Origin of the sequence: Sphingosinicella sp. (assembly GCF_013911755.1) — a bacterium.
Classification (GTDB): domain Bacteria; phylum Pseudomonadota; class Alphaproteobacteria; order Sphingomonadales; family Sphingomonadaceae; genus Sphingosinicella.
This window is the reverse complement of sequence record NZ_JACESP010000018.1, coordinates 11,867-37,476: the sequence shown is the minus strand read 5'-3', so window position 1 is coordinate 37,476 and position 25,610 is coordinate 11,867. Positions and strand designations below refer to the sequence as shown.

Below are 25,610 nucleotides of genomic sequence, written 5' to 3'. Positions count from 1 at the left end.
TTCCGTTACTTGAAGCGGTAGGTGATGCGGCCCTTGGTGAGGTCGTAGGGCGTCAGTTCGACGAGCACCTCGTCGCCGACGAGCACACGGATGCGGTTCTTGCGCATCTTGCCGGCAGTGTGACCCAAAATCTCGTGATCATTTTCGAGCTGCACACGGAACATTGCGTTGGGAAGCAGTTCGGTGACCGTCCCCCGCATTTCCAGAAGTTCTTCCTTCGCCATTCAGTCTCCTTGCGCGGGCAAGCGTGCCCGCAAATGCTGCCTGCCCTTGGCGGAAAAGGCGCAGAAACGCAAGGTTGCTGTTGGCCCGTGCTGCAGTCGCCTCAGCGGCGGCGAAGGCGCCGTGCATTCGAGGTAACACGCGCATGCACGGGGGCAAGCGCGTTTTCCGCCGCCTCGATGGGATCGCGCGCGCGCGCTGCACCCATCATGCTGCGCGTGAAAGCATCCATCTTTTCAGGCACCATGCGGCCGAATTCCTGCACGTCCCGCGCCGTCGGGAACATCGCCGCGTTTCCCATCATCGCGCTGCGCTCCGCAATGACTACCATCGAAGCCGACCAGGTTTCCATCGACATGCGCCAGAGCCGGACCATTTGCGGACCCGAAGACCACCAGTCCACCATATACAAACTCCCCGCCTGTGCTTTTGTCCGTTCGGCAGATCGCCGAGTCCGTTGCAGCGCAGCACCGCCTTCTTTACAGGCAAACGCGATGAAAACGGAACTGGTCTTTGCAATCCCTAAGGGACGCATCCTTGAGGAAGCGTTGCCGCTGCTCGCGCGCGCTGGAATCGCGCCCGAACCTGCGTTCGCCGACGAGAGCAGCCGCGCGCTGCAGTTCGCCACGAACGTGCCCGGGCTTTCGCTGATCCGCGTGCGCGCGTTCGACGTGGCGACCTTCGTGGCGCACGGCGCGGCGGACCTCGGCATCGCAGGGAACGACGTGCTGATGGAGTTCGCGTACTCCGAGATTTACGCGCCGGTCGATCTCGGCATCGGGCGCTGCCGGCTTTCGGTGGCGGAGCCCGCCGAGATGGCGGCGGGGGACGACCCGAGGAGCTGGAGCCACGTGCGGGTCGCGACCAAGTACCCGAACCTGACGAGCCAGCACTTCGCGGCGCGGGGCGTGCAGGCGGAGTGCGTGAAGCTGAACGGCGCGATGGAGCTGGCGCCGCGGCTCGGCCTCACGCAGCGCATCGTCGACCTTGTGTCGAGCGGGCGGACGCTGAAAGAGAACGGGCTCGTCGAGGTGGAGAAGATCGCAGAGGTCACGAGCCGCCTCATCGTCAACCGCGCGGCCTTCAAGACCAAGGCGGCAACGATCGCGCCGTGGATCGAGCGGTTTCGGGAGGCTGCCGGTGCCGCTTGAACTTTCCACCTCCGACGCGGATTTCGCGGGGCGCTTCGCGGACTTCGTGGACGCCGGGCGGGAGACGGCGACCGATGTTTCGGCGGCGGTTTCCGGGATCATCGCCGACGTGCGCGCGCGCGGCGACGCGGCGGTGCTGGAACTGACCGCGCGCTTCGACCGGCTCGACACGACGACGCTGCGCTTCACCGACGCTGAAATCAGCGCCTCGAAAGAGAAGATCGCTCCCGACCTCCGCGCCGCACTGGAGCTTGCAGCGGAGCGCATCCGCGCGTTTCACGTCGGGCAGCTTCCCGCCGACCATGACGCGGTGGACGCTGCGGGCGTGCGTGCGGGGTGGCGCTGGTCCGCGATCGACGACGTTGGCATCTACGTGCCGGGCGGGCTAGCGAGCTATCCTTCGACGGTGCTGATGAACGCGATCCCCGCAAAGGTCGCGGGCGTACGCCGGCTGGTGATGACGACGCCGACGCCGGGCGGCGAAGTCAATCCGCTGGTGCTTTATGCCGCCAGCCTGGCGGGCGTCGACGAGATCTACCGCGTCGGCGGCGCGCAGGCGATTGCCGCGCTCACCTTCGGGACGGACACCATTCGCGCCGTCGACAAGATCACCGGCCCGGGCAACGCCTATGTCGCCGAAGCCAAGCGGCAGCTTTACGGGCGCGTCGGCATCGACATGGTCGCGGGGCCTTCGGAAATCCTTGTGGTGGCGGACAGCGCCGCGAACCCGGACTGGCTCGCCGCCGACCTGCTGAGCCAGGCCGAGCACGACCGCACGGCGCAGGCGATCCTCATCACCGACGATGCGGGCCTTGCCGCGCGCACGGCGAAGGCTGTGGACGCCGCGCTCGACGAACTCGGCGGCGAGGTGGCCCGCGAAAGCTGGGCGCGCTTCGGCGCCATAATCACGGTCCGCAACCTCGACGAAGCGCCGCCGCTGATCGACGCGCTCGCGCCCGAGCATCTCGCGCTCAGCATCGCGGACCCGCAGGCCATGTTCGCGCGCGTGCGCCACGCGGGATCGGTGTTCATGGGCTATCGCACGCCCGAGGCGATCGGCGATTATCTCGGCGGGCCGAACCACACGCTGCCCACGGGACGCCGCGCGCGCTTCTCCTCCGGGCTTTCGGTCGCGGATTTCATGAAGCGCACGACCTTCCTCGATTGTTCGGCCGAAGGCTTCGCCGCCGTCGGCCCTGCTGCCGCACGCCTCGCCGAAGCCGAGGGCCTGCCCGCGCACGCGCTTTCGGTGACGCGCCGCCTCGGCTGATGGTGCGACACCCTATCCCCGCGACAATACCGCCCCGCTGCGGCTAGGGGGTAGGCCGTGAACACGATGCACACGATCCTCCTGCGCTACCGGTGGCTTGCCGTCTGGCTCGCCGCCGCCGCGCTGCTCGTGAAAGTGCTGGTGCCCACCGGATTCATGCCCGCCGTTGTCGACGGCGTGATGGTTGTTGAACTCTGCACGGGCGAGGGGCTGAAGTCGGTTGCCGTCGCCGTGCCCTCGAACGAGGGACACAAGAGCAGCAACGACATGCCCTGCGCCTTCGGCGGACTGTCCGCGCCCGCGCTCGGCGCGGCCGATCCGGCGCTTCTGGCCCTCGCGATCGTTTTCATCATTGCTGCTGCGCTGCATATGCCGCAGCGCGCCCCGCGCACGGCCCTGCTGCGATTGAGGCCGCCGCTGCGCGGACCGCCGGGCCTTCGCGTCCGTAGCTAGGCCTTTCCGGCACCCCTTTTTCTGCGGACGCATCTCCACCGCCTGCCGGGCCATTCGCGCCCGGCCATTGCCCCACAGCACAGGATGGAGTTTCCATGTCCCGTACCTCTTTTGCCGCGCTTGCGGCCGCGCTTGCCGTTGCCACACCCGCCGCCGCGCAAGCGCCGACCGCGCTTCCCGATATCGATGTCGATTCCAGCATCGCCCCCGCCTCCGCCGAAACGCTGTCGAAAGACGACCTCGGCGCCACGCGCAGCAGCGACACTGGCGCGCTGCTTTCCCGCATTCCCGGCGTTTCCGCCTATGGCGCGGGCGGGTTTTCGAGCCTGCCGACGATCCGCGGCCTGAACGGCCCGCGCCTTTCCATCCGCGTCGACGGCGCGCCGATCGACAGCGCCTGCCCCAACGACATGAACCCGCCGCTGTCGTACACCGACCCGCAGACGATCGACGCGGTGAGCGTGATCACCGGCGTGTCGCCGGTTTCGATGGGCGGCGACAGCATCGGCGGCGTCATCTCCGTGGAAACCGCGACGCCGCGCTTCGCGGCGGCGGGCCAGACGCTGGTGACGGGCGAGGTTTCGACCTTCTATCGCAGCAACGGCGACGGCTTCGGCGGCGCCGCATCGCTGACGATCGCGGGCGACAAGACGAGCTTCACCTACGATGGATCCTTCACCCAGAGCGACAATTACAAGGGCGGCGGCAAAGACGGCACGGTGCGATCCACCGAATACAAGAAGACCGACCATGCGCTGAGCTTCGCGGCGGACACGGACGCCGGGCTGTTCACGCTGAAGGGCGGCTACCACTTCTCGCCCTACGAAGGCTTTCCGAACCAGTACATGGACATGACATCGAACCGGTCATGGTTCCTGAACGGCGGCTGGAAAGGCACGTTCGACTGGGGCGACATCGACCTTCGCGCCTATTGGCGCGACACCGACCACCGCATGAACTTCCTGGCCGACAAGGGCGGCACGGCAAGCGGCGGGATGCCGATGAACACCGAGGTGCACACGATCGGCTACACGCTGAAGACGGAGCTGCCGCTGAATGCGCGCGACACGCTGCGCGTGGGCAGCGAATTTCACCACCAGTGGCTCGACGATTACTGGCCGCCGGTTGCGGGCAGCATGATGATGGGGCCGAACACCTATATCAACGTGAACGCCTCCAAACGCGATCGGCTCGGCAGCTTCGCCGAATGGGAAGCGAAATGGTCGCCCGCATTCACGACCACGATCGGCGTGAGGAACGACCAGGTGTGGATGAACACGGGCGAGGTGCAGGCCTATTCGACATCCATGATGAACATGGCGGACGCGATGGCGGCCATGGCGTTCAACGCGGCGGACCACAAGCGCCATGACAGCAACTGGGGCTGGAGCGCGATCGCACGCTATGCGGCGAGCGACCGCGCGGCGCTGGAGATCGGATACGCGCGCAAGGTGCGATCGCCCAACGTCTACGAGCGCTATTCGTGGGGGCGCGGTTCGATGTCGAGCCGGATGATCGGCTGGTACGGCGACGGCAACGGCTATGTCGGCAATCTGGCGCTGAAGCCCGAGACGGCCGACACGCTGAGCGCGGCGCTGAACCTGAAGGGCGAAGGCGCCGCGAGCTGGTCGCTGAAGATCGCGCCGCATTACACGCGCGTCGACGATTATATCGACGCGGTGAAGCTGCAGGACTTCACCGACATGATGGGGATGCCGACCCCGTTCGCGCAGCTGCAGTTCGTGAACCAGGACGCCGAATTCTATGGCATCGACGTGTCGGGCGAACTACCGCTTTGGGCGAGCAGCGCGGCAGGCAAGGCGAAGCTGACGGCGAGCGCGAGCTGGTTGCGCGGCAAGAACCGGGACGACGGCGGTTCGCTCTATCACCAGATGCCGCTGAATGCGCGGATCGGCATCGAACATACGCTCGGCGGCTGGGAAAGCCTGATCGAGGTGGAACTGGTCGACGACAAGACGCGTGTCGATGCGACGCGCAACGAGCCCGTGACGGACGGCTATGCGCTGGTGAATATCTCCACCGGCTATCGCTTCGGCAGCTACCGCATCAGCCTGGATGTGCAGAACCTGTTCGACACGGGCTATGCCTTGCCGCTCGGCGGCAAGTCGCTTGGCGACTATGACGCGACCGGCGTGCTGCGGGCCGTGCCGGGGCGCGGACGATCGGTAAACGTCGGGCTTTCGGCGGCGTTCTGAACCTATGGGCGGGCGCGGTTCCGGCGGGCAAGCGGGCGGCGCGAGGATCACTGCGATCCTCGTGTCGGCCGCGCTGCACCTTGCCGTTGCCGCGTTCGTGTTCGGCGGACGGGCGGACACGCCGCCCGTGCCCGTGCTGCACACGGCGGCGATCACGCTGTTGCCGCCGGTTGCGGAACCCGACGAGGTGGTGACGCCCGCGCCCGCATCGCGGACCACTCCGCCGGCACGCAGCACGGCACCACCGACGGCCGCGCCTGAGATTGCGGTGCCTTCGCCGCCCGCGATCCTGCCCCCCGCCGCGCCCGCCGTGCAGACGATCACGCCGCCGCCGCGACCCGAGATGCCCCCGCCTTCGAACGCCGATGCCGTCCGCGACGATTATGCCCGGCAGTTGTGGCGGTGGATCGCGGCGCGGCGGCCGCAGGGGCTGCGGCTTGATGGCGAGGCGGTGGTGGCGTTCAGCGTGACGCGGGGTGGCGGGCTTTCCGATATTCAGCTCGTGCAGCCGAGCGGCAGCACGTCGCTCGACCGGCTGGCGCTGCGGACCGTGCGACTTTCAGCGCCTGTCCCCCCACCGCCCGAAGCCCTTCCCGACGACGCGCTGCGCTTCACGCTGACGTTTCATTTTCGCTGACCCTGCGGTTTCAGCTTGGCATAGTCCGCGCCGGTTCCCTACACGCGCTGCAATGCGACGCGATCCCGCAGCCATTCTTCACGAGGTTTTCGGCTTTCCCGCCTTTCGGGGCGTGCAGGAGACGGTCGTTTCGCGCGTGCTTGCCGGGCAGCATACGCTCGCCATCATGCCGACGGGCGCAGGGAAGTCGCTGTGCTACCAGCTTCCCGCCGTCGCGATGGACGGCTGCTGCGTCGTCATCTCGCCGCTGATTGCGCTGATGCACGACCAGCTGCGCGCGGCAGAGGCCGTGGGCATCCGCGCGGCGAGCCTGACATCGGTGGATACTGACCGCTGGGAGACGCAGCGGCGGCTGTGCGCGGGCGAACTCGATCTGCTCTACGTCGCGCCCGAGCGCGCGAGCGGCGACGGCTTCCGGCAGCTTCTGGACGAGGCGCGCATTTCGATGTTCGCGATCGACGAGGCGCACTGCGTTTCCGAATGGGGCCACGATTTCCGGCCGGACTACCGCCTGCTGCGGCCGCTGCTCGACGACTTCGCGCACGTGCCGCGCCTTGCGCTGACCGCCACCGCCGACGCGCATACGCGAATAGACGTGCTTGCGGCGCTCGGCATTCCCGAAGAGGGCATGATCGTCGCCGGGTTCGACCGGCCGAACATCCGCTACACCGTGCATCCGCGAAACGGCCTGACGCGGCAGATCGGCGAGCTGCTCGCGGCGAACCCCGGCCCCGGCATCGTTTACGCGCAGACGCGCGCGGCGACCGAGAGCCTGGCGGAGACGCTGTCGCGCGGCGGGCGGCGCGTGCTGCCCTATCATGCGGGGCTGCCTGCGGAGGTGCGCGCGGCGAACCAGTCCGCCTTCATCGCCAGCGAAGACATGGTGATGGTCGCGACGGTCGCGTTCGGCATGGGCATCGACAAGCCCGACGTGCGTTTCGTGGCGCACGCGGGCCTGCCGAAATCGATCGAGGGCTATTACCAGGAAAGCGGGCGCGCGGGACGCGACGGCGAGCCTGCCGAAGCGCATCTGTTCTGGGGCGCGGAGGATTTCGCGCGCGCGCGGATGCGCGTCAGCGAGGTGGAAGAGGCGCGGCAGGCGGGCGAGCGGGCGCGTATCTCCGCACTCGGCGCGCTTGTGGAAACCGGCGGGTGCCGCCGCGCGGTGCTGCTGAAACACTTCGGCGAAAGCCCGCCGCAGACGTGCGGCAACTGCGACAACTGCCTCAATCCGCCCGCAAGCATCGACGCCACGGAGACGGCGCGGAAGTTCCTTTCCGCCGTGTACCGCACGGGCCAAAGCTACGGCATCGGGCATCTGGAAGAGGTGCTGACCGGCAAGGCGAGCGACAAGGTCCGCGCACGCGGGCACGACAGCCTCACCGTGTTCGGCATCGTTTCGGCCGAGGAGGCGCCGCTGCTGAAACCGGTGTCGCGCGCGCTGCTGGTGCATGAGGCAGTGACGCCGACCGAACACGGCGGGCTTGCACTCGGACCCGGGGCGCGGGCGATCCTGCGCGGCGAGGAAAGCGTCACGCTGGTGCTGCCACCGCGCCGCGAGCGCACGGGGCGCAGGAAACAGCAGGCGGACAATCCCGTCGGCGATCCGCTGTTCGAGGCGCTGCGCGCCTGCCGCCGCGCGCTTGCCGAAGAGGCGGGCGTGCCGCCTTACGTGATCTTCCACGACAGCACGCTGCGCGAGATGGCAGCAGCGCGGCCGACCTCGCGCGCGGGGCTTTCGGAGATTTCCGGCGTTGGTGCGCGGAAGCTCGATGCCTATGGCGACCGGTTCATCGAGACGATCCGCGCGTTCGGCGACTAAACCGCCGTGTAGCCGCCATCGATGACGAGTTCGGAGCCGGTCATGAAGCTCGATTCGTCCGACGCGAGGAAGACGACGCCGTTCGCGATCTCGTGCGGCTGGCCGACGCGGCCGATCGGGTGCAGCGAGGCGAAGGCGGCGACCGCGCCTTCCTCGTCGAGCCCCGTCGCCATGCGTGTCACCTCGACGCCCGCGGCGGTGCGGATGAGGCCGGGGTGGACGCTGTTCACGCGGATGCCGTAGCCGCGCTGGCCGGCGTGCGCCGCGACGCATTTGGTGAGCAGCCGCACACCCCCCTTCGCCGCCGAATAGGCCGGAAGCGCCGCCGTGCCGATGAGGCCGCCGACCGACGAGATGTTGATGATCGAGCCGCCGCGGCCCTTCATCGCGGCGATGCCGTATTTGCACCCGAGAAACGCGGTATCGAGGTTGAGCGCGATCATGCGCTTGTAGTGCGCGAAATCCATGCTCTCGATATCCATGTCGAGCCCGCCGCCGGCGTTGTTCACGAGGACGTCGATGCGGCCTTCTTTCGCGAGCACGTCCGCCGTCAGACGCTCCCATTCCTCGGGCACGGTCGCGTCTTGGCGGACGAAGCGGGCGCGGATGCCGCTCGCTGCGAGAGACTTCGCCGAGGCTTCGCCGCGCGCGGCGTCGATGTCGGTAAGGACGACGACCGCGCCTTCGCGGCCGAGCGCTTCGGCCATCGCGAGGCCGAGGCCTCCTGCGGCACCGGTGATGACCGCGACCTTGTCCTGAACCCGTCCTGTCATGCTGCAACGCCCTCCCCGTGTGCGGCATGGGCCGCGATGAAATCGATGATGGTTTTCTGCATCCCGTCGCTGTCGAGCATGTCGACGTGCACGGCGCCCGGAACCTCATGCGCGGCCGCGCGCGGATTGCGCGCCGCCATCTCGGCGAGTTCGGCTGCGCTCAGCACGTTCGAACGCTCGCCGCGCATGATGAGCGCCGGGCAGGCAACGCGGTCCCACCACGGCCAGAGCGCGAAGTCTTCCGGGTTGTTGCGGAACTGGTTGGAGAGCGCCGGATCGTAGTGATAGCCGACGCCGCCGTCGTCGAGGCGGCGCGACCAGCCGATGGTGATCTCGTCGAGGCGATCGGATGAGAGGCTGGCGCCAGCGCGCTCGAAAAAACGCCCGACGTGGTCGCGGAACGCGCTCATGCCGGGAAAGCGCGGCGGACCGCCGAGCCGTTCGCCGAGCACGCTGCGCATCGCATCGGGAAGCGTGGTGCCGACATCGTAGAGCACGAGGCTGGCGATGCGCTCCGGCGTTTCCCCGGCGATGCGGATGCCGAGCGCGCCGCCCTTGGAGGCACCCACCCAGTGCACGGGGCCGTCCGCCACGACATCGAGGAAACGGCGCACGATGACCGCCATCGCGCCGAGGCCGTAGCCGTTTTCGGGATCGGGCGACGGATCGGACCGCCCGCAGCCCAGCGCATCGGGCGCGATCACGCGAAAGCCCCGCGCCCTCAGATTGCGGGCCAGCGGCGTATGATCGGCGCTGGTGCCCGTGACGCCGTGCGCGATCATCACCGTGGGACCGTCCGCATCCCAGATGCGCACATGCATACGCTCGGCACCGATGGGGATCAGCCGAGAATAGGCGCCATCCATGCTTTCAACTCCCCCGATGGAAACAACCGATCCGTTGTCGGATCATAAATAGACCGATCGGTCGATCGTTTTCCTCAATCAGAATATACGCGGCGGCACGCGATGCTCAATAATTATTTTTATCGTTATCGAACAAGCATATATGCAAAATTCGAGTGCCGCGTGTTCGTCTCTTGACAAATCTCCGACCGATCGTCCAATTATAGAACGATCGTTCTATCCGAGTTGATTCGAGACCGTGATAGAACAGACAAGATCCGCGATTCGGCGGACGCGATTGGGGAGAGGGTATGGCGCGCGTCGTGAGCCTGAAGAATTCGTCCGCAGCCCGTGAGGCCCGAGGCCGCGAGGAACTCGTGGAGGTCGCGGTGGAGCTGTTCGCCCGCAACGGCTTCGCGGGAACCTCGATCCGCGACATCGCCGACGCGGTGGGACGCAGCGTTTCGAACGTCTACCACTATTTCGAGAATAAGGAGGCGCTCTGGCTCGCCATCCTCGAACGCTCGGTGAAAGCGCTTCCTGCCCGCCTGCGCGGCGCGCTCGAAGGCGTTTCGGAGCCGCGCGCGCGCATCGCCGCGCTGGTGCGCGAACATCTCGACGTCTCGGAACAATACCGACGGGAATCGCGCATCTTCTTCATCGACGAGGAGCGCCTCTCGGCGAGCGGCAACAAGGCCAACAAGCGCATCCAGCGCGAAATCCTGACCATCTACGTCGCCGAACTCGAAGGTCTGCGTGCCGCCGGCCTCCTCGTGGACGGCGACGTGCGTGTCACCGCGTTCAACATGCTCGGCGTCATCAACTGGTATCTGCGCTGGTCGAAACCCTCCGCGGGTCAGGCGAAGCGCGAGCAGACCGTCGATCAGGTGCTCGCTTTCATCCTGCGCGGCGCCACCGGTTCATAACGAGACAGGGACAACGAAGACCTCATGGGCATCACCATCGACATCGACACCGGCGGCACCTTCACCGACGGCTTCATCGTGCGGGGCGGCGACGTGCGCACCGTGAAAGTGCCGACGACGCCGCACGACCTCACCGCCTGTTTCCTCGACTGCATCAGCGCGGGCGCGGGCGCATTCGACTGCAGCGTTGAGGATTTCCTGAACGAGACGAACATCATCCGTTTTTCGAACACCATCGGCACGAACACGATCATCCAGCGCAACGGATCGAAGATCGGGCTGATCGTGACGGCAGGGTCGGAAGCGCTGGCGCCGACGCATGACGAGGAGGGCAAGTCGCCGCTCGTCGCGCCGGACATGGTGATCGGCATCGCCGAAGGCGTCGCAGGCGACGGCACCGTGAAGGCGTCGCCGGACGCCGCCGCCATTCTCGATGCGGCACAGACGCTGATCGACCGGGGCGCGCGGGGCATCGTCGTCGCGCTTGCGAACTCCGATCTCAACCCGGCGAACGAGCGCCGCGTGCGCGCCGTCATCAAGGCCGAGTATCCGCGCGATTACCTCGGCTCGGTGCCCACCTTCCTCGCTTCGGACATTTCGGCGCGGCCGGGCACACGCGAGCGCATCAACGCCGCCGTGCTCAACGCCTATATCCACGGCAAGCTCGCGCGCCTGCTCTACAAGGCGGGCGAGGAGCTTCGCCTGCGCGGCTATCGCGGTACGCTGTTCATCGGCCACAACAATGGCGCGGTGGCACGCGTTGCCAAGACGCGCGCGATCAACACCTACAACAGCGGGCCGACGGGCGGGCTTTACGGCGCCCGCGCGATCGGCGCGCTCTACGGCGCCGACACGCTGATCGCCACCGACATGGGCGGCACTTCGTTCGATATTTCCTACGTGGAGGGCGGACAGGCGAGCTACGCGCTGCAGCCCGAGGTCGAAGGCTTCGCGTGCAACCTGCCGATGATGGCGATCGACGCGCTCGGCGCGGGTGGCGGCTCGATCGCCGAGGTCGAAGACGGCGTGCTGAAGGTGGGACCGCAATCCGCGGGCGCGCTTCCCGGCCCGGCCTGCTTCGGACTCGGCGGCACGAAGGCGACGGTGACGGACGCGAACCTCGTGCTCGGCATTCTCGATCCCGCGCGCTTCCTCGGCGGCGGCATGACGCTCGACTTGGGTAAAGCGCGCGCCGCGATCGACGCTGCCGTCGCGCAGCCCCTGGGGCTCAGCATCGAAGACGCCGCGCTCGCCATCCGCCGCAATGTGGAAGCCGCGATGGGCAAGGCGGTCGGCGCGGTCGCCGAGCGGCTCGGGCGCCCGGACGGCCTTCCCGTCATCGCCTACGGCGGCGCGGGCGCGATCCATGCCGCCGACATCGCCGCGAACGCAGGCATCGGCCGCGTCGTCATCACGCCCTTCTCCGCCGTCTCCTCGGCATTCGGCTCCTCGCTGATGGACGTGGGCCACATCTATTACCGCCGCGCGGACATCCTTGTGGAAAGCGCAACCGACCTGCTCTCCGCCGGCGCGCTCGTGGCGGACATGGCGACCGAAGCCGCGCGCGACATGCGCGGCGAGGGCTTCGATCCGGCGGACGCCGAGGCGCGGCTGCAGCTGTTCTGGACCGGAGCGGGCGGCGAACCCGAAATCCTCGTGGGCGCCGAAACCGCTGCGATCTCCGAGCCCGATGCCGCCGCCGCAGCGCTCGTCGCCGCGCGCGATGCGCTGGGCACGGCGGGTCCGCTCCGCCTCGACAGCATCGCATATAGCGCGTCGGCGCGCGTGCCGCATTTCGAATGGCGGCAGGGGCAGACGGCAGCATCCGATCTTGCGGCTGCACGCCTTGCCGACCGGCAGGTGTGGTTCGGCGGACCGGAGCGCATCGCCACGCCGGTTTACGACCGCGCGCGCATGGGGCCCGGCCACGCGCTTTCCGGCCCGGCAATCGTGGAATCGAACCAGACGACGATCCTGGTGCCCGAAGGCTGGAGCCTCGCCATCGACGCCTACGACAACGCGCTTCTCGAACGGAATTAAGCGATGAGCAAAGTCCGCATCACCGAGTATCTCGACATCGACCTGCAAGCGGAAACATGGTGCTGCAACCGCTGCGGCCACGACCTCGGCTCCGCGCACGGCAATTACAAGGAAGGCTGCCTGGTTGCCGAGCAGCCGCTCGAGGAGGTGCATCCGCCGCTCGTTGCCGAAGGCAATTACAGCTTCACGCCGGACAGCCAATATTGCCGGCTCGTGGAATTCTACTGCCCCGGCTGCGCGACGATGCTGGAGAACGAATATCTGCCGCCGGGCCACCCGATCACGCACGAGATCGAACTCGACATCGCCGCGCTGAAGCGGCGCCACGGCGTCGCCGCATGACGAACCGGCTGGCCTCTGTTCTTGGCGGCGACGTGGGCGCGGCGGTTTTGCCGCGCCTGTCGGCGGCGGCCGCAGCGGTGTGCGGTCAGCCGTGGAGCATGTTTGCCGCCGACGCGGGGCAGATCGTGCAGGCGGCGAAGCGCATCGCCGCACTGTTCGGAAGCGACGCCATCGTCATCGAAATCGATCCGGCGGACGGCGAAAGCACGGTCGAAGCGGTTCGCCGTCTCGCCGCCGAAGGCGGGCGCCCGGTCGTCCCTGTTCTACCCGGCCCGGTGACGCTTGCCGCTGCGAGCGACGCCGACAGCGCAAAGGATGTGCTGACCGCCATCGTCGAGGCGATCGGCGAGGCGCGCCCGGCGCTGCTGCTGTTCGATGAAAGCGGGGTCGCCGCATCGGACCTTGCCGGGATGAGCGCGCGCAAGCTGTTCAACACGCTGCGCAACGTCACCTCTTATTTCGACGTGCCGCTCGGCATCATCATGGCGATCCCGGACGAAGATGCCGCCGACGCTGCATTGCGGCTGAAGCCCGATGCGGTGATCGCGGCGGGCACGGCGGACGCAGACTTTCTGGACCGTATCGCAGCGGAAGGCCCCGCCATCGGGATCGCGCTTTCCGTGGACGGCCCGGCTGCGGCCGCAGCAGCGCTCGCGGCAACGCGGCCGCTCATCATCACGACGCTCGGCGGCGGACCCGATCCGCTGCCGGTCGAGACCATGCACGCATTCATGGGCGCCTTCAGCGGCGCCCGCCAACCTTGAGGACGAGGGCGTTTCGATGAGTTACACGGTAGGCATCGATGTCGGCGGCACGTTCACCGATTTCTATTGCGCCCACGAGGGCGGCGGCTTCCACACGGCGAAAACCCCGACGACGCACTACGATCTTTCGGTCGGCTTCATGCGCGGCATGGGGCTGCTCGCCAAGGGGCTGAAGCTGAAGCTGCCGGACTTCCTCGGCGGCCTTTCGAGCGTGCGCTATTCGACGACGGTGGGCACCAACGCGCTCATCGAGCGCACCGGCCCCAAGCTCGGCCTCATCACCACGGCAGGCTTCGAGGACACGATCTTCATCGGCCGCGGCCGCAGCTGGGCGGACGGGCTCGGCTGGCAGCAGGGCCGCGACCTCGCGCGCATCGAAAAGCCGGTGCCGCTGATCAGCCCGGACATGGTCGTCGGGGTGCGCGAGCGCATCGACTACGCGGGCAAGATCATCGCGCCGCTTTCACGCGAGGAGGTTCTGGAAAAGCTGCAGGCGCTCGTCGATCGCGGCGCGCAGGGTTTCGTCGTCTCGCTGCTCTGGTCGTTCGTGAACCCCGAGCACGAACAGTTCATCAAGCAGGTGATCGAAGAGGAATATCCCGAAGATTATCTCGGCTCGATGCCGGTGATCCTGTCGTCGGAAATCTCGCCCAAGGCCGGCGAATACACGCGCACGATGACGGCGGTCGTCAACGCCTACATCCACGGCCTGATGGCCGACGAACTCAACAAGCTCGGCAACGAATTGCGCGACGGCGGCTATAAAAAGCCGCTGACGCTGGTCCACAACACCGGCGGCACCAAGAAAGCCTCGCGCACGCGCGCCGTGCTGACCCACAATGCCGGGCCGGTCGCGGGGCTGCACGGCGCGGCCGCGCTCGGCGGGCTTTCGGCGGACGGCAACATCGTGTTCACCGACATGGGCGGCACCTCGTTCGACATCGGCCTCATCGAGGGCGGCGCGATCAAGGCGCATGATTTCATCCCGGTGATCGACCGCTGGCGCACCAACATCCCGGCGATCGAGGTGAAGTCGATCGGCGCGGGCGGCGGCTCGATCGCGTGGATCAACACGACGCTCGGCAACACGCTCGAAGTCGGGCCGCAGTCGGCCGGATCGATGCCGGGGCCGGCCTGCTACGACAAGGGCGGCAAGGAGCCGACCGTGACCGATGCCGACCTCGTGCTCGGCCTCTACAATGCCGAGAATTATCTCGGCGGCGAGATGCTGCTCGACATTGATCTCGCGAAGAAGGCGATCGGCGAAAAGATCGCGCAGCCGCTCGGCATACCGGTGGAGGAAGCCGCGTGGCGCATCCGCCGCATGATCGATGCGCGCATGGGGCAGGAGGTGTTCAACGAGGTGGCGCTGAAGGGCCACGACCCGCGCACCTTCGTGCTCTACGCCTGCGGTGGCGCGGGCGGCGCGCACGCGGTGGGGTTCGCGCCGTTCATCGGCGTGCGCAAGATCGTCGTGCCGCTGCAATCCTCAGTGTTCGGCGCGTTCGGCGCTTCGACGATGGCGATCAAGGAGGTGTGGGAGCGCTCACGCTCGCTGAAACTCTTCAACTGGTCAGCGCAATCGTATCTTTCCGATCTCGCCCCGTTCAACGATCTCGTTTCCGAGCTTGTCGATCTCGCGACGCGCGACCTGAAGCTCGAAGGTTTCAACGCGCGCGACATGGCGTTCCGGCTCGAACTCGATATGCGCTACGGCAGCCAGTACAACATGACGCGCGTCACGGCGCCGAAGCTGCGGCTGGACGGCACGGACGACGTGAAGGCGCTCTGCGATGCCTTCACCGCACGCTACGGCGAAGTCTATTCGCCCGAGGCAACGTTCCCGGCGGGCGGCATCAACGTCGAGAGCTTCTTCCTCACCGCATCGGTTGCGCAGGAGGCGTTCGCGCTGCCGGCCGAAACGCTCGCACCGGTCGAACCCGATGCAAGCGCGAAGACCGAGACGCGCCCCGTCTACTGGGACCCGGCGGACGGCTTCGTCGATACGCCGATCTACGATGCGCGCCGCCTGAAGCCGGGCAACCGCATCAGCGGACCCGCCGTCATCGAAAGCCCCGACACCACGCATGTGGTCGCGCCGGGCTGGACCTTCCACATCGACGCCTGGCGAAACGGCGTCCTCGAACGCAGCGCCTGAGGGAGACAAGAACATGACCGGCATTGCCTACGCCCGCGACCATGAGGTGGTCCAGCGCCTGCGCCCCGAACCGATGACCGAAGCCGAGATCGCCGCACAGGCGGGCATCGATCCGGTGGAGTTCGATATCTTCAAGCACAAGATGCACATGATCGCGCTTGAGGGCAAAGAGACGACGATGAAGCTCGGCGCCTCCACCGCGATGCGCTGGGGCGACGTGGCCTTCGGCATTTTCACGCGGCAGGGCGACCTCAGCGTCTGCGCGACGGGCATCTATCACCACGCCGTGCTCGGCCAGCTGCCGCTGAAGTACGTGGTGAAGCACTGGGTCGACGAGCCTTCGGTGGGCGTGAAGGACGGCGACAGCTTCTTCTACAACGATCCCTTCTACGCGGGCGTGCACAACGCCGACATGGGGCTCGCCGTGCCCGTGTTCTACAAGGGCGAGCTGATGTGCTTCATCGCCGCCGCCGTGCACACCGGCGAGGCGGGCGGCACCGAGCCCGGCGGCACCTGCAACACCGCGAAGACCAAGTACGACGAAGGCCTTCTCGTGCCGCCGATCAAGATCGGCGAGAACTACCAGCTGCGCGAGGATATCCTCAACATGCTGGCGGCGATGACGCGCGACCCGCGCACCATGATCCTCGACATCAAGGCACGCCTCGCCGCCGCGCGCATCGCGCAGCGCCGCGTGCTCGAGGTGATCGAGGAGAAGGGGCCCGAGTTCTTCATCGGCGGCCTGCGCCGTATCCTGACGCAAACGGGCGAGGCCGCGAAGCGGCGCGTCGCCGAACTCAACGACGGCATCTACCGCCAGCCGCGCTTCCTCGACACGGTGGGCACCGAATCCGGGCTCACCAAGATCAATCTCACCATGATCAAGCAGGGCGACCGCATCATCATGGATTTCGAGAATACCTCGCCGCTCGTGGAAGGGCGGCCGATCAACAGCTTCTTCCAGGGCATCCTCGGCCTCTCCTGCGTCTATTACTGCGGCTGGCTGTTCCATGATCTGCCCGCGAACAACGGCCTTCTGGAGGCGATCGACTGGCGCTTCCCCGAAGACGCGATGGTGAACGCCAAGGGCGACGCCTCCACATCGCTCGCGCCGCTGGTGCAGACCTGCTTCACGCAGGGCATTTTCCTCACCGGCGCGCGGATGACGTACAGCTACGATTCCTCGCGCGCGGTGGCGGCGTGGTTCTCCGGCTTCGCGATCCCGACTTTCGGCGGCATCAACCAGTTCGGCGAGGGCATCGCGGACATCACGCCCGAGATCAACGCCACCGGATGCGGCGCACGGCCGGACATGGACGGGGTGGAAGCGGCAGGCGCGTTCTTCGCGACGATGAGCGACTGCTCAGACGTCGAGGCGACCGAAAGCGACCGACCGTTCCTCTATACGTTCCGCAACCTCTTCAACAACAGCTACGGGCACGGCAAGCAGCGCGGGGGCTGCGGCGTCGGCTTCGGCCTCATCGTCCATGATACCAACCGCTTCATGCTCGGCTCGATGGGCGGCGGCTCGCGCTTCCCGACGACGCTCGGCCTGTTCGGCGGCTATGCCGTGCCGCCGGTGTTCGTGCAGACCGTGCACGACAGTAACATCAAGACGCTGCTCGCCGACGGCCACACGCCGCTGCCACATGACCTTTCCGAGGTGTTCACGGCGGACAATCCCGAGGCAGGCGTCAAGGAAACGCTCGACGTCAACATGGTGGTGCGGCCCTTCAACGACGGCGACACCTACTATGTCGCAGTCGGCGGCGGCGGCGGCTACGGCGATCCGCTTGAGCGCGACCCTGTGAGCGTGCTCGCCGACCTGCGCAACAACCGCGTGTCGCACTGGGCCGCGGCGAACATCTACAAGATCGCCTACGACCCCGAGACCCTGCGCTTCGATGCCGAGGGCACCGAGGCGCTTCGCAAGGCCGCGCGGGCGAAGCGGCTCGCGCGGGCAAAACCCTACGGCGCGTTCGTGAAGGACTGGTCGAAACTGTCGCCGTCGGCAGATGCGCTGCGCTATTACGGTACCTGGCCGAACCCGCGCGACGGGATGCAGCCGATCGTACAGCTTCGCGCCGCCTGAGATGGCCGTGGATTATCTCGCGGACCTCACCGAACGGACCGTTCACGGCCTGCTGAAACAGCGCGCCGCCGAACGCCCGGACGACCTGTTCCTGCATTTCGAGGCCCAGGATTTCACGTTCGGCGCGCTGCAGGAAGCGGCGACGCGCATTGCGGGCGGGCTTGCCGCGCTCGGTGTCGGACGCGGCGACAAGGTCGCGATCATGATGGGGAACCGCCCGGAGTTCCTCCTCTGCTGGTTCGCGCTGTCGCAGCTCGGCGCGATCGAGGTGCCGATCAACACGGCGCATCGGGGCACGCTTCTCCACTACATGCTCGATCAGGCGGAGTGTTCGCTGCTGATCCTCGAAGGCGCGTTTCAGGATCGGCTGGCTGACATCGCCGCCGATCTGCCGAAGCTGCGCACCGTGGCGCTGCTCGATGGTACGGAGCCAGGCGGTATTCCGCAGCAGCTTGTCGATTTCCGCACGCTGGAAAGCGCCGCGCCGCTCGGTGATGCGCTGGCGATCGGGCCCGCCGATCCGGTTGCGGTGATGTTCACCTCCGGCACCACCGGCCCCTCCAAGGGCGCGGTGCTGCCGCAGAACTATGTGCTGATGCAGGCCGCGATCATCGCGGAAGCCTGCCGCTATACGCCCGATGATTGCCTCTACAACGCGCTGCCGCTGTTCCACGGCAATGCGCAGTTCCTCTCGACGATCCCGGCACTGCTTTCGGGCGCGCGCATGGTGCTCGCGCGGCGCTTTTCGGCTTCGGCGTTCTGGGACGAGGTGCGCGCGCACGGCTGCACGGCATTCAATTACATCGGCGGCATCCTGCCGATCCTCTGGAAGGCCCCGCCATCGCCCGATGACGCGAACAATAGCCTTCGCCTGATGATGGGCGCGGGCGCACCCAAGGATCTGTTCGAAGCGTTCGAGCAGCGTTTCGGTGTGCGGCTCGTCGAGGGCTACGGGATGAGCGAGATCGGGATTCCGCTCAACAACAGCATCGAACACCGCCGCCCCGGATGCTGCGGCCAGCCGCTGCCGCAATATGAGGTGCGGCTGGTCGACGACGACGGCGCCGACGTGCCCGACGATACGCCGGGCGAGTTGCTGATCCGGCCGAAGACGATGAACAGCATGATGCTGGAATATTACCGGATGCCGGAAAAGACCGTGGAGGCATGGCGCGACCTCTGGTTCCACACCGGCGACTATCTGAAGCGCGACGCGGACGGCTATTATTATTTCGTCGACCGCAAGAAGGACGCACTGCGCCGGCGCGGCGAGAATATTTCGAGCTATGAGGTGGAGCGCGGCGTCAACGCGCACCCCGCCGTGCTCGAATCCGCTGCGGTCGCCGTCGCTTCCGAACTCGGTGAGGACGAGGTGATGATCTGCCTGACACTGCGTCCCGGCGAGACACTGGAGCCCATCGCACTGATGCGGCATTGCCTGCGCCAGATGGCGCGCTTCATGGTGCCGCGCTACGTCCGCATCCTCGCGAGCCTGCCCAAGACGCCGACCGAACGCGTGCAGAAATACGCGCTGCGCGCCGAGGGGGTCACCGCCGACACCTACGACCGTGAAGCCGACCCCGCGTGGCACGCACTGCTGAAGGATGCGGCGGCATGAGCGGCGACACGCTCCCGCCCTTCGCCGAGGGGATTTTCACGGGCGATGGCGCGCTTACCAAACTCGTCGGCAGCCGCTGTGCCCTCTGTGGCGCGCAGCATTTTCCGGCACGCACGCACTGCCCGGACGACATGACCGAAACCGAAACCGTGAGCCTCGGCAGCAGCGGCACGCTCTACAGCGCCACAGTGATCCGCACCAAGCCGCCGTTCGGCCTGCCCGCGCCTTATGCCGTCGGCTACGTCGATCTCGATGCGCACCCCCTGCGCATCTTCATGCTGCTTGATCCCGCGCACACGGAGGATTTTCGTATCGGTATGCCGCTTGACCTGAGAAGCGGTCCGCTTGGCGTCGGGCTCGGCGGCGAACCCTGCATCCGCCCCTATTTCACGCCTGCACTGAAAGACTGATCCCCGCATGGTCGCGATCCTCGGTGTCGGCACGACACGCTTCACGCAGAAACTAGAACGAACGATCGTTTCACTCGGTGTCGAAGCGGCGCGCGGCGCGCTTTCCGATGCCGGTCTCGCACCCGCCCGCATCGACGGGGCGTTCGTGGCGAACGCGCTCGGCGGAATGCTGTTCGGCGACACGACGATCGGCCAGACACTGCTTCGGGACGTCGGCCTGCGCCGCCTTCCCGTCGTGAATGTCGAGAACGCCTGCACGTCGGGATCGAGCGCGCTGTGGCTCGCGTGGAATGCCGTGCACGCCGGGCAGATGGAAGCCGCGCTCGTGCTCGGCGTCGAGCGCATGTGCGTGCCGTCGCTCGGCCTCATCAATTCCGGGCGCACCGAGATCGACACGCTGCTCGGCCTCGTCACGCCCGCGAGCTTTGCGCTGCGTGCGCAGCGGCACATGCACGAATTCGGCACCACGCGCGAACAGATGGCTGCAGTCGTCGAAAAAAGCCGCCGCCACGGCGCGCTCAATCCGAATGCACTGTTTCAACGCGCCGAAACCGTGGCCGATGTTCTGGCCGGCCCGGCGGTCGCCGATCCGCTCACACGCTCCGAATGCTGCCCGATCGCGGACGGCGCCTCCGCGATTGTCATCGGTTCCGATCGCCTGGCGCGCGAACTCGGCGCGGGCGTTCGCATCGACAGCGTCGTGCTCGCAAGCGGCGGCTACGAGAACCCGGCCGATCTCGCGCGCTGGGATACGGACAGCAAAACCGCCGCCGCCGCCTATGCGCGCGCCGGCATAGGCCCGGACGATCTCGATCTCGTCGAGTGCCACGACGCCTTTTCGATCGCCGAGATCCTGCACTGCGAAGCGCTTGGCCTGTGCGCCCCCGGCGAGGGTGGGCCGCTCGCCGCGAGCGGCGCCACCGCGCTCGGCGGGCGCATTCCCGTCAACGTCTCCGGCGGGCTCCTGAGCCGTGGCCATCCGGTCGCGGCGACGGGCGTCGCCCAGATCGCCGAAATCGCCGCGCACCTGCGCGGCACTGCGGGCGCGCGCCAGGTGGAAGGCGCGAAGGTCGGCCTCGCCCAGTGCATGGGCGGCGACCTCGCCGGCGACACGAAATCCTGCACCGTGGCGATCCTTTCGCGATGAGGCAGAGACCACCAGAAAAAGGGAGGATTGCACCATGGTTCGAAGATCTGTTTCCAGCTGCGTAAAGGCTGGCATTTCCGTGTCCGCATTGTTGGCGGGTTTTATCGCCGCGCCGGCCGCCGCGCAGGACACCAATGAAACCGGCATCGCCGAAATCATTGTCACCGCGCAGAAGCGCGAGCAGAGCCTGCAGGATACGCCGCTCTCCGTTTCCGCCTTCGGCGCGGCGCAGATGAACGCGCGCGACGTCACCAACATCGGCAATGTCGCGGCCTATGTGCCGAACGTCGAAATCAATTCGGGCAAGGGCGACGGCGGCAGCACCAACGCGGCGATCTTTATTCGCGGCGTCGGCCAGAACGACTTCATCTTCCCGACCGATCCCGGCGTCGGCGTCTACGTCGACGGCGTCTATATCGCGCGCTCGATTGGCGCGATGATGGACCTGTCCGACATCGAGCGCATCGAGGTGCTGCGCGGCCCGCAGGGCACGCTCTATGGCAAGAACACGATCGGCGGCGCGATCAACATCATCTCCTCCCGCCCCGGCAACGAACTTTCCGGGCAGGTGCGCACGACGGTCGGCGCGCGCGACCGCATCGACGTGGAAGGCCGCATTTCGGTACCACTGATTCCCGATGTCCTTGCGATCAAGATCGCTGCCGCCAGCAAGAACCAGGACGGCTACGTGATCCGCCCGGACGGCACCGACCTTGGCGACATCAATGTCGATGCGGGGCGCTTCGCGATCGCGTGGAACCCGTCCGAGGACTGGACGGTCGACCTGTCGTTCGATGCCTCGCGCATCCGCCAGAACGGATCGCCGCAGCGCCTTTCGGACACGTTCTCGTTCCCCGGTGGTCTTTACGATCTCTACAATGCCATCGCCGCGCCGCTCGTTACCGCGCGGGACGGTCTCCCGGCAGGCTCGCTGTTCGACGACCGCTGGGTCTCGTCCGACCGGCGCGTCAGCAACGGCACGGGGCCGACGCGCGACAAGGCGGATGTGTGGGGCACGAACCTCACGATCGCGTGGGAGGCAAGCCCGGCGCTCACCGTGAAGTCGATCACCGGCTACCGCGAGATGGATGCGGAAATCCAGGTCGACATGGACCAGTCGCCGTTCCCGATCATCCACACCGACGAGGTGCAGAGCGAGAACCAGTTCAGCCAGGAATTGCAGCTGAGCGGCGCGACCGATGACAAGCGCCTCCACTGGCTGGTCGGCGGCTATTATTTCCGCGAACGCGCGCATGACCTGAACCAGACACTGCTCGCGTCGGGGCTCTATGATGCGCTCGAACTGCTGCCCGATGCGCTGATTCCGCTGGTTCCCGGCGTGCCCTGCCCGCCGCCGGTTGCAGGCCTGCCGTGTGCGGGCGGCGCGGGCAATCCGTTCAACGCGCTGCTCGATCTCGACGTGCGGCCGCAGACCGCGCTCACGACGAACAACTGGGCGGTGTTCGGTCAGGCGAGTTACGAGGTGGTGCCCGCGCTGACGCTCACCGTCGGCGGGCGCTACAGCTGGGAACGCAAGCGCTACTTCATCGATTCGATCTATCCGAATTCGGGCCGCATCGCGACGCCGCCGACGCACGACGAGCGCACGTGGAAGAATTTCGCGCCGAAGATCGGCATCGATTACCGCGCGAGCGACGATGTGCTGCTCTATGCGTCGTGGTCGAAGGGCTTCAAGAGCGGCGGCTGGAACCCGCGCCCGCTGACGCCCGAGGAGTTCAAGTCGTACGATCCCGAGAAGCTGACGGCCTATGAGGCGGGCCTGAAGTCGCGTCTGCTGGACGGGCTGATGACCTTCAACCTTGCCGGCTTCTACAGCCAGTACAAGGATCTGCAGCTGCAGACCAACAGCGTCTCGCCGACGACGGGCGGCCTCATTCTGACGGTCGACAACGCGGGCAGCGTCGATCTCTACGGGTTCGAGGCGGAGATTCTCGCCGCGCCGCTTCCCGGTCTCGATTTCAACGCAAGCGTCGGCTACCTGCACAATGAATATCAATCGCTGGCGGCAGGTACGGGCTATCCCATCACCAACAAGCTGCCGAAAGCGCCCGCATGGACGGTCGCGCTCGGCGCGCAGTATCGCTTCGATCTGCCGGGAACGATGGGCGGGCTCACGGTGCGTGGCGATCTCAGCCACCGCAGCAAGACCTACCACGACCCGGCCAATTCGCTCTCGATCGTGCAGCCGGCCTATACGCTTGTTGACGCGCGTCTCGCCTGGACATCATCAAGCGAGGCATTCGAGGTTGCCATTTTCGGCAAGAATCTGACGAAGGAAGACTATTTCACCGCCGCCGAATTCGTGCCCGCGTTCGGCGTGCAGAACATGGTGGTCGGCCGTCCCCGCGAATGGGGGCTGCAACTCACCGCGCGTTTTTGACAATCCTTTTGCGATTGTCGGTATCGGCCGGAGGCAGCGCCCTGCCTCCGGCCGTTTTCACGTCTAGAAGTTGTACCGAACCTGCGCACCGAACCAGCGCGGCTGCGTGTAGGTATCGTAGGCACCGCCGAGCGGCGGGGCCGAAACGTCGAACGAGAAGATCTTGCGGGCCTTGTCGAACACGTTGTTCGCAAACACCGACACTTCGAGCTTGTTCTCCATCGTCTTCAGCGAGATGCGCGCGTTGGCGAGCCAGCCGCCCGGAACCTTCGTCACTGCCGCATTGGTGAGCTGCGAATAGAAGTCCGCAGTGTAGACGGCGTTGAACGTCGTGCTCAGCTCGCCGAAGCCGAGATCGAAATCCTTCGTCGCGGCGAGGTTGATCGTGTGGCCCGGCGACTGCGGCGCCTTGCGGTCGACAAGACGCGTGCCGATCGGAATATCCTCGACGTTCGTGTGCAAGAGCGCGAGGCCGGCATCGAAGCGGAAGCCCATGCCCGGGTGCACCGAAAGCTCGAAGTCGGCGCCGTAGATCTCCGCACCAGTGTTGAACAGCGTGAAGTTGAAGCCGCGCTGATCGAACGCCTGATAGTCCGAATAATCATAATAGAAAGTCGCGGCGTTGAAGCGCACACGGCGATCGAGGAATTCGAACTTGCCGCCGATTTCATACGCCATCAGGTCTTCGCCCTTGAAGCGGAAACCCGAAAGCGGCGCCTGACCGACGAACCCGGCGTTGTAGTTGAACGCCTTGTAGCCACGATTGATGCTTGCATAGAGCAGCGTCGCATCGCTCGGCTTCCAATCAAGCGCAAGGCGGCCGGAGAAGCCCGTTTCGCCGTGCTTGTCGGTGGTGACGCCGTTCGCCGCGAGCGAACCCGGTGCGATGAACAACGGACAGAGCGGACCGTCGCAGACTTCGGAGTAGTAATAGTCCTTCTCGTCGCGCGTCACGCGGATGCCCGCCGACAGCTTGAGCTGGTCGGAAAGATCATATTCCGCTTGCGCGAAGCCCGAGTAGGACTTGGTGTCGACCCGGTAATCCGCGCGCGGATAAGTGGCGAAGCCCGAGAGATTGAAGCCCTGGAAATAGTCGCCGTTGATGTTGAGGTAATAGAGGCCCGCGGTCCAGCGGAACGCGCCGTCATCCTCGATCAGGCGGATTTCCTGCGTGAAGTGCTTCGCCTTCGCATCCTGTTCGAATACGCCGATATCGACCGGCGAGAAATCATTGTCGGCAGCATAGGTGCTGTCGAGGTTCTGATAGCTGGTGACAGTTGCGAGCGAATAACCGCCGCCGAGATCGTAATTGATCTTGCCGCCGATCGTCCACGTCTCGCGCGCGAAATTGCCGGGGAAATTGAAGGCGCCGGTGTAGGGATCGCCGTCCGCGTCGGCATAGCCGAAGCCCGTGGGAGAGCCCTTCGGCAGCGGCACGCCGAGGCCGTCCGCATCCTGCGTCGCGCCGGTGATCATCGCGCCGCCGGTCGCAACGGGCCGTGTCTTGTACCAGTCGGCGAAGAGGTTGATGGTGAGCGCCTCGGTCGGCTCCAGACGCAGCTGGAAACGCCCGGCGATGGTGTCGTCAGCGAGCAGATCCGGGCCGATCGCGTTCTTCACATAGCCGTCGTGCTTGTCCTTCATGAACGACAGACGCGCGGAAACGCCTTCCGCAATCGGGCCGCCGACGGCGCCCTCGACGCGGAACTGGTCGTAGCTGCCGTAGGTGAGATCGATATAGCCGTCGAGTTCGTCGCCCGGCTGGTTGGTGATGATGTGGACAAGGCCGCCCGTCGCATTGCGTCCGAAGAGCGTGCCCTGCGGGCCTTTGAGGACCTCGACGCGGCCCACGTCGAACAGCTGCTGCACGCTGGTGCCGCTCGATGGCTGATAGACTTCGTCGATGTAGAAGGCGTTGGCCGGCTCGATGTGGCCGGCGAAATCGTTCTGCGACACGCCGCGGATCGAGATGAGACCGGCAACCGGCGGGCCGCCCGGCGAGACGAACTGCAGACCCGGCGTCATCGCGGCAAGATCGGTCGTGTCGCGCAGGCCGAGCTCGAGCAGCCGGTCGCCGCCATGCGCCGTCACCGCGATGCCGATATCCTGCACGTTCGCTGCGCGGCGCGTGGCCGTGACGACGATTTCTTCGATCGTGTCGCTGCCGCTGGTCGCGGCGTCCTGCGCCGCGGCGCTGCCTGCTGAAAGCGCGATCGCAAGTGCGAGAATGCCGGCGCCCGTGTTGAAGCCGCTGGTCCGTTTCATGATTCTGGTACCTCCCCCGAATGGCCGGTCGCGCCCAACGGCGGCCGGCGATCTTGCT

General features: G+C 66.5%; 21 protein-coding genes. 16 read left to right on the top strand and 5 right to left on the bottom strand.

All coding sequences use genetic code 11. The features are described from left to right. Window positions 1-5 precede the first annotated feature (5 nt). Entirely contained in the window at window positions 6-224 is a 219-nt protein-coding gene (infA, locus tag H2052_RS12810) for a translation initiation factor IF-1 (RefSeq protein ID WP_293782271.1), read from the bottom strand. Between the two features lie 101 nt (window positions 225-325). Further along, window positions 326-628, bottom strand: a complete 303-nt coding sequence (locus H2052_RS12805; RefSeq protein WP_293782269.1) for a hypothetical protein — start codon at window positions 626-628, stop codon at window positions 326-328. A gap of 88 nt (window positions 629-716) precedes the next feature. On the opposite strand from H2052_RS12805, the gene hisG reads away from it, so the two are divergent. The 6 genes from hisG to recQ all read left to right on the top strand — a co-directional run bounded on the left by hisG (window position 717) and on the right by recQ (window position 7,771). Then, window positions 717-1,373 carry an ATP phosphoribosyltransferase gene (hisG, locus tag H2052_RS12800; RefSeq protein WP_293782267.1) on the top strand — a complete coding sequence of 219 codons (657 nt, stop codon included), beginning with the start codon at window positions 717-719 and terminating at the stop codon, window positions 1,371-1,373. Further along, complete coding sequence (gene hisD, locus H2052_RS12795) at window positions 1,363-2,643, top strand: histidinol dehydrogenase (protein WP_293782265.1); 1,281 nt, start codon at window positions 1,363-1,365, stop codon at window positions 2,641-2,643. Before hisG ends, hisD begins: the two co-directional genes overlap by 11 nt. 66 nt (window positions 2,644-2,709) lie before the next feature. Further along, on the top strand, window positions 2,710-3,096 hold the full coding sequence (locus H2052_RS12790) for a DUF2946 family protein (RefSeq protein ID WP_293782361.1): 387 nt from the start codon (window positions 2,710-2,712) through the stop codon (window positions 3,094-3,096). A gap of 95 nt (window positions 3,097-3,191) precedes the next feature. Continuing rightward, the gene (locus H2052_RS12785) at window positions 3,192-5,312 is read left to right on the top strand and encodes a TonB-dependent receptor (protein ID WP_293782263.1); all 2,121 of its coding nucleotides are present in this window, start codon (window positions 3,192-3,194) and stop codon (window positions 5,310-5,312) included. A gap of 4 nt (window positions 5,313-5,316) precedes the next feature. Beyond that, complete coding sequence (locus tag H2052_RS12780) at window positions 5,317-5,949, top strand: energy transducer TonB (protein ID WP_293782261.1); 633 nt, start codon at window positions 5,317-5,319, stop codon at window positions 5,947-5,949. A gap of 52 nt (window positions 5,950-6,001) precedes the next feature. Beyond that, on the top strand, window positions 6,002-7,771 hold the full coding sequence (gene recQ / locus H2052_RS12775) for a DNA helicase RecQ (protein WP_293782259.1): 1,770 nt from the start codon (window positions 6,002-6,004) through the stop codon (window positions 7,769-7,771). Here the strand turns inward: recQ and H2052_RS12770 are convergent. Both H2052_RS12770 and H2052_RS12765 read right to left on the bottom strand, forming a co-directional pair. Continuing rightward, on the bottom strand, window positions 7,768-8,544 hold the full coding sequence (locus tag H2052_RS12770) for an SDR family oxidoreductase (protein WP_293782257.1): 777 nt from the start codon (window positions 8,542-8,544) through the stop codon (window positions 7,768-7,770). The two genes, recQ and H2052_RS12770, sit on opposite strands and share 4 nt — an antisense overlap. Then, on the bottom strand, window positions 8,541-9,410 hold the full coding sequence (locus H2052_RS12765) for an alpha/beta hydrolase (protein WP_293782255.1): 870 nt from the start codon (window positions 9,408-9,410) through the stop codon (window positions 8,541-8,543). Before H2052_RS12765 ends, H2052_RS12770 begins: the two co-directional genes overlap by 4 nt. 290 nt (window positions 9,411-9,700) lie before the next feature. On the opposite strand from H2052_RS12765, the gene H2052_RS12760 reads away from it, so the two are divergent. The 10 genes from H2052_RS12760 to H2052_RS12715 all read left to right on the top strand — a co-directional run bounded on the left by H2052_RS12760 (window position 9,701) and on the right by H2052_RS12715 (window position 23,287). Beyond that, window positions 9,701-10,315 carry a TetR/AcrR family transcriptional regulator gene (locus H2052_RS12760; RefSeq protein WP_293782253.1) on the top strand — a complete coding sequence of 205 codons (615 nt, stop codon included), beginning with the start codon at window positions 9,701-9,703 and terminating at the stop codon, window positions 10,313-10,315. Window positions 10,316-10,339: 24 nt separating this feature from the next. Further along, complete coding sequence (locus H2052_RS12755; RefSeq protein ID WP_293782251.1) at window positions 10,340-12,355, top strand: hydantoinase/oxoprolinase family protein; 2,016 nt, start codon at window positions 10,340-10,342, stop codon at window positions 12,353-12,355. Window positions 12,356-12,358: 3 nt separating this feature from the next. Then, a complete protein-coding gene (locus H2052_RS12750; RefSeq protein WP_293782249.1) occupies window positions 12,359-12,697 on the top strand; it encodes an acetone carboxylase subunit gamma in 339 nt (112 codons plus the stop codon). Further along, window positions 12,694-13,461: a hypothetical protein gene (locus H2052_RS12745; protein WP_293782247.1), complete on the top strand. Its 768-nt coding sequence runs from the start codon at window positions 12,694-12,696 to the stop codon at window positions 13,459-13,461. Before H2052_RS12750 ends, H2052_RS12745 begins: the two co-directional genes overlap by 4 nt. 16 nt (window positions 13,462-13,477) lie before the next feature. After that, window positions 13,478-15,619, top strand: a complete 2,142-nt coding sequence (locus H2052_RS12740; RefSeq protein WP_293782245.1) for a hydantoinase/oxoprolinase family protein — start codon at window positions 13,478-13,480, stop codon at window positions 15,617-15,619. Between the two features lie 13 nt (window positions 15,620-15,632). Then, window positions 15,633-17,711 carry a hydantoinase B/oxoprolinase family protein gene (locus H2052_RS12735; protein WP_293782243.1) on the top strand — a complete coding sequence of 693 codons (2,079 nt, stop codon included), beginning with the start codon at window positions 15,633-15,635 and terminating at the stop codon, window positions 17,709-17,711. A 7-nt stretch (window positions 17,712-17,718) separates the two neighbouring features. Next, entirely contained in the window at window positions 17,719-19,329 is a 1,611-nt protein-coding gene (locus tag H2052_RS12730; protein WP_293782241.1) for an AMP-binding protein, read from the top strand. Further along, entirely contained in the window at window positions 19,326-19,739 is a 414-nt protein-coding gene (locus H2052_RS12725) for an OB-fold domain-containing protein (protein ID WP_293782239.1), read from the top strand. The genes H2052_RS12730 and H2052_RS12725 overlap by 4 nt, the downstream gene beginning before the upstream one ends. 7 nt (window positions 19,740-19,746) lie before the next feature. Further along, the gene (locus H2052_RS12720; protein WP_293782237.1) at window positions 19,747-20,886 is read left to right on the top strand and encodes a thiolase family protein; all 1,140 of its coding nucleotides are present in this window, start codon (window positions 19,747-19,749) and stop codon (window positions 20,884-20,886) included. 79 nt (window positions 20,887-20,965) lie between these two features. Next, window positions 20,966-23,287, top strand: coding sequence for a TonB-dependent receptor (locus H2052_RS12715; protein WP_293782235.1), 2,322 nt, complete (start codon window positions 20,966-20,968; stop codon window positions 23,285-23,287). Between the two features lie 63 nt (window positions 23,288-23,350). On the opposite strand, the gene H2052_RS12710 is transcribed toward H2052_RS12715, so the two are convergent. Next, entirely contained in the window at window positions 23,351-25,552 is a 2,202-nt protein-coding gene (locus tag H2052_RS12710; protein ID WP_293782233.1) for a TonB-dependent receptor, read from the bottom strand. Window positions 25,553-25,610: the final 58 nt, after the last annotated feature.

Bases quoted from the DNA above. Each gene is read 5' to 3' on its own strand.
- recQ (WP_293782259.1), top strand. From the start codon at position 6,002: ATGCGACGCGATCCCGCAGCCATTCTTCACGAGGTTTTCGGCTTTCCC.
- H2052_RS12785 (WP_293782263.1), top strand. From the start codon at position 3,192: ATGTCCCGTACCTCTTTTGCCGCGCTTGCGGCCGCGCTTGCCGTTGCC.
- H2052_RS12710 (WP_293782233.1), bottom strand. From the start codon at position 25,552: ATGAAACGGACCAGCGGCTTCAACACGGGCGCCGGCATTCTCGCACTT.
- H2052_RS12755 (WP_293782251.1), top strand. From the start codon at position 10,340: ATGGGCATCACCATCGACATCGACACCGGCGGCACCTTCACCGACGGC.
- H2052_RS12760 (WP_293782253.1), top strand. From the start codon at position 9,701: ATGGCGCGCGTCGTGAGCCTGAAGAATTCGTCCGCAGCCCGTGAGGCC.
- infA (WP_293782271.1), bottom strand. From the start codon at position 224: ATGGCGAAGGAAGAACTTCTGGAAATGCGGGGGACGGTCACCGAACTG.
- hisG (WP_293782267.1), top strand. From the start codon at position 717: ATGAAAACGGAACTGGTCTTTGCAATCCCTAAGGGACGCATCCTTGAG.
- H2052_RS12735 (WP_293782243.1), top strand. From the start codon at position 15,633: ATGACCGGCATTGCCTACGCCCGCGACCATGAGGTGGTCCAGCGCCTG.
- H2052_RS12770 (WP_293782257.1), bottom strand. From the start codon at position 8,544: ATGACAGGACGGGTTCAGGACAAGGTCGCGGTCATCACCGGTGCCGCA.
- H2052_RS12750 (WP_293782249.1), top strand. From the start codon at position 12,359: ATGAGCAAAGTCCGCATCACCGAGTATCTCGACATCGACCTGCAAGCG.
- H2052_RS12765 (WP_293782255.1), bottom strand. From the start codon at position 9,410: ATGGATGGCGCCTATTCTCGGCTGATCCCCATCGGTGCCGAGCGTATG.
- H2052_RS12725 (WP_293782239.1), top strand. From the start codon at position 19,326: ATGAGCGGCGACACGCTCCCGCCCTTCGCCGAGGGGATTTTCACGGGC.
- H2052_RS12790 (WP_293782361.1), top strand. From the start codon at position 2,710: ATGCACACGATCCTCCTGCGCTACCGGTGGCTTGCCGTCTGGCTCGCC.
- H2052_RS12740 (WP_293782245.1), top strand. From the start codon at position 13,478: ATGAGTTACACGGTAGGCATCGATGTCGGCGGCACGTTCACCGATTTC.
- H2052_RS12745 (WP_293782247.1), top strand. From the start codon at position 12,694: ATGACGAACCGGCTGGCCTCTGTTCTTGGCGGCGACGTGGGCGCGGCG.
- H2052_RS12805 (WP_293782269.1), bottom strand. From the start codon at position 628: ATGGTGGACTGGTGGTCTTCGGGTCCGCAAATGGTCCGGCTCTGGCGC.
- H2052_RS12720 (WP_293782237.1), top strand. From the start codon at position 19,747: ATGGTCGCGATCCTCGGTGTCGGCACGACACGCTTCACGCAGAAACTA.
- H2052_RS12780 (WP_293782261.1), top strand. From the start codon at position 5,317: ATGGGCGGGCGCGGTTCCGGCGGGCAAGCGGGCGGCGCGAGGATCACT.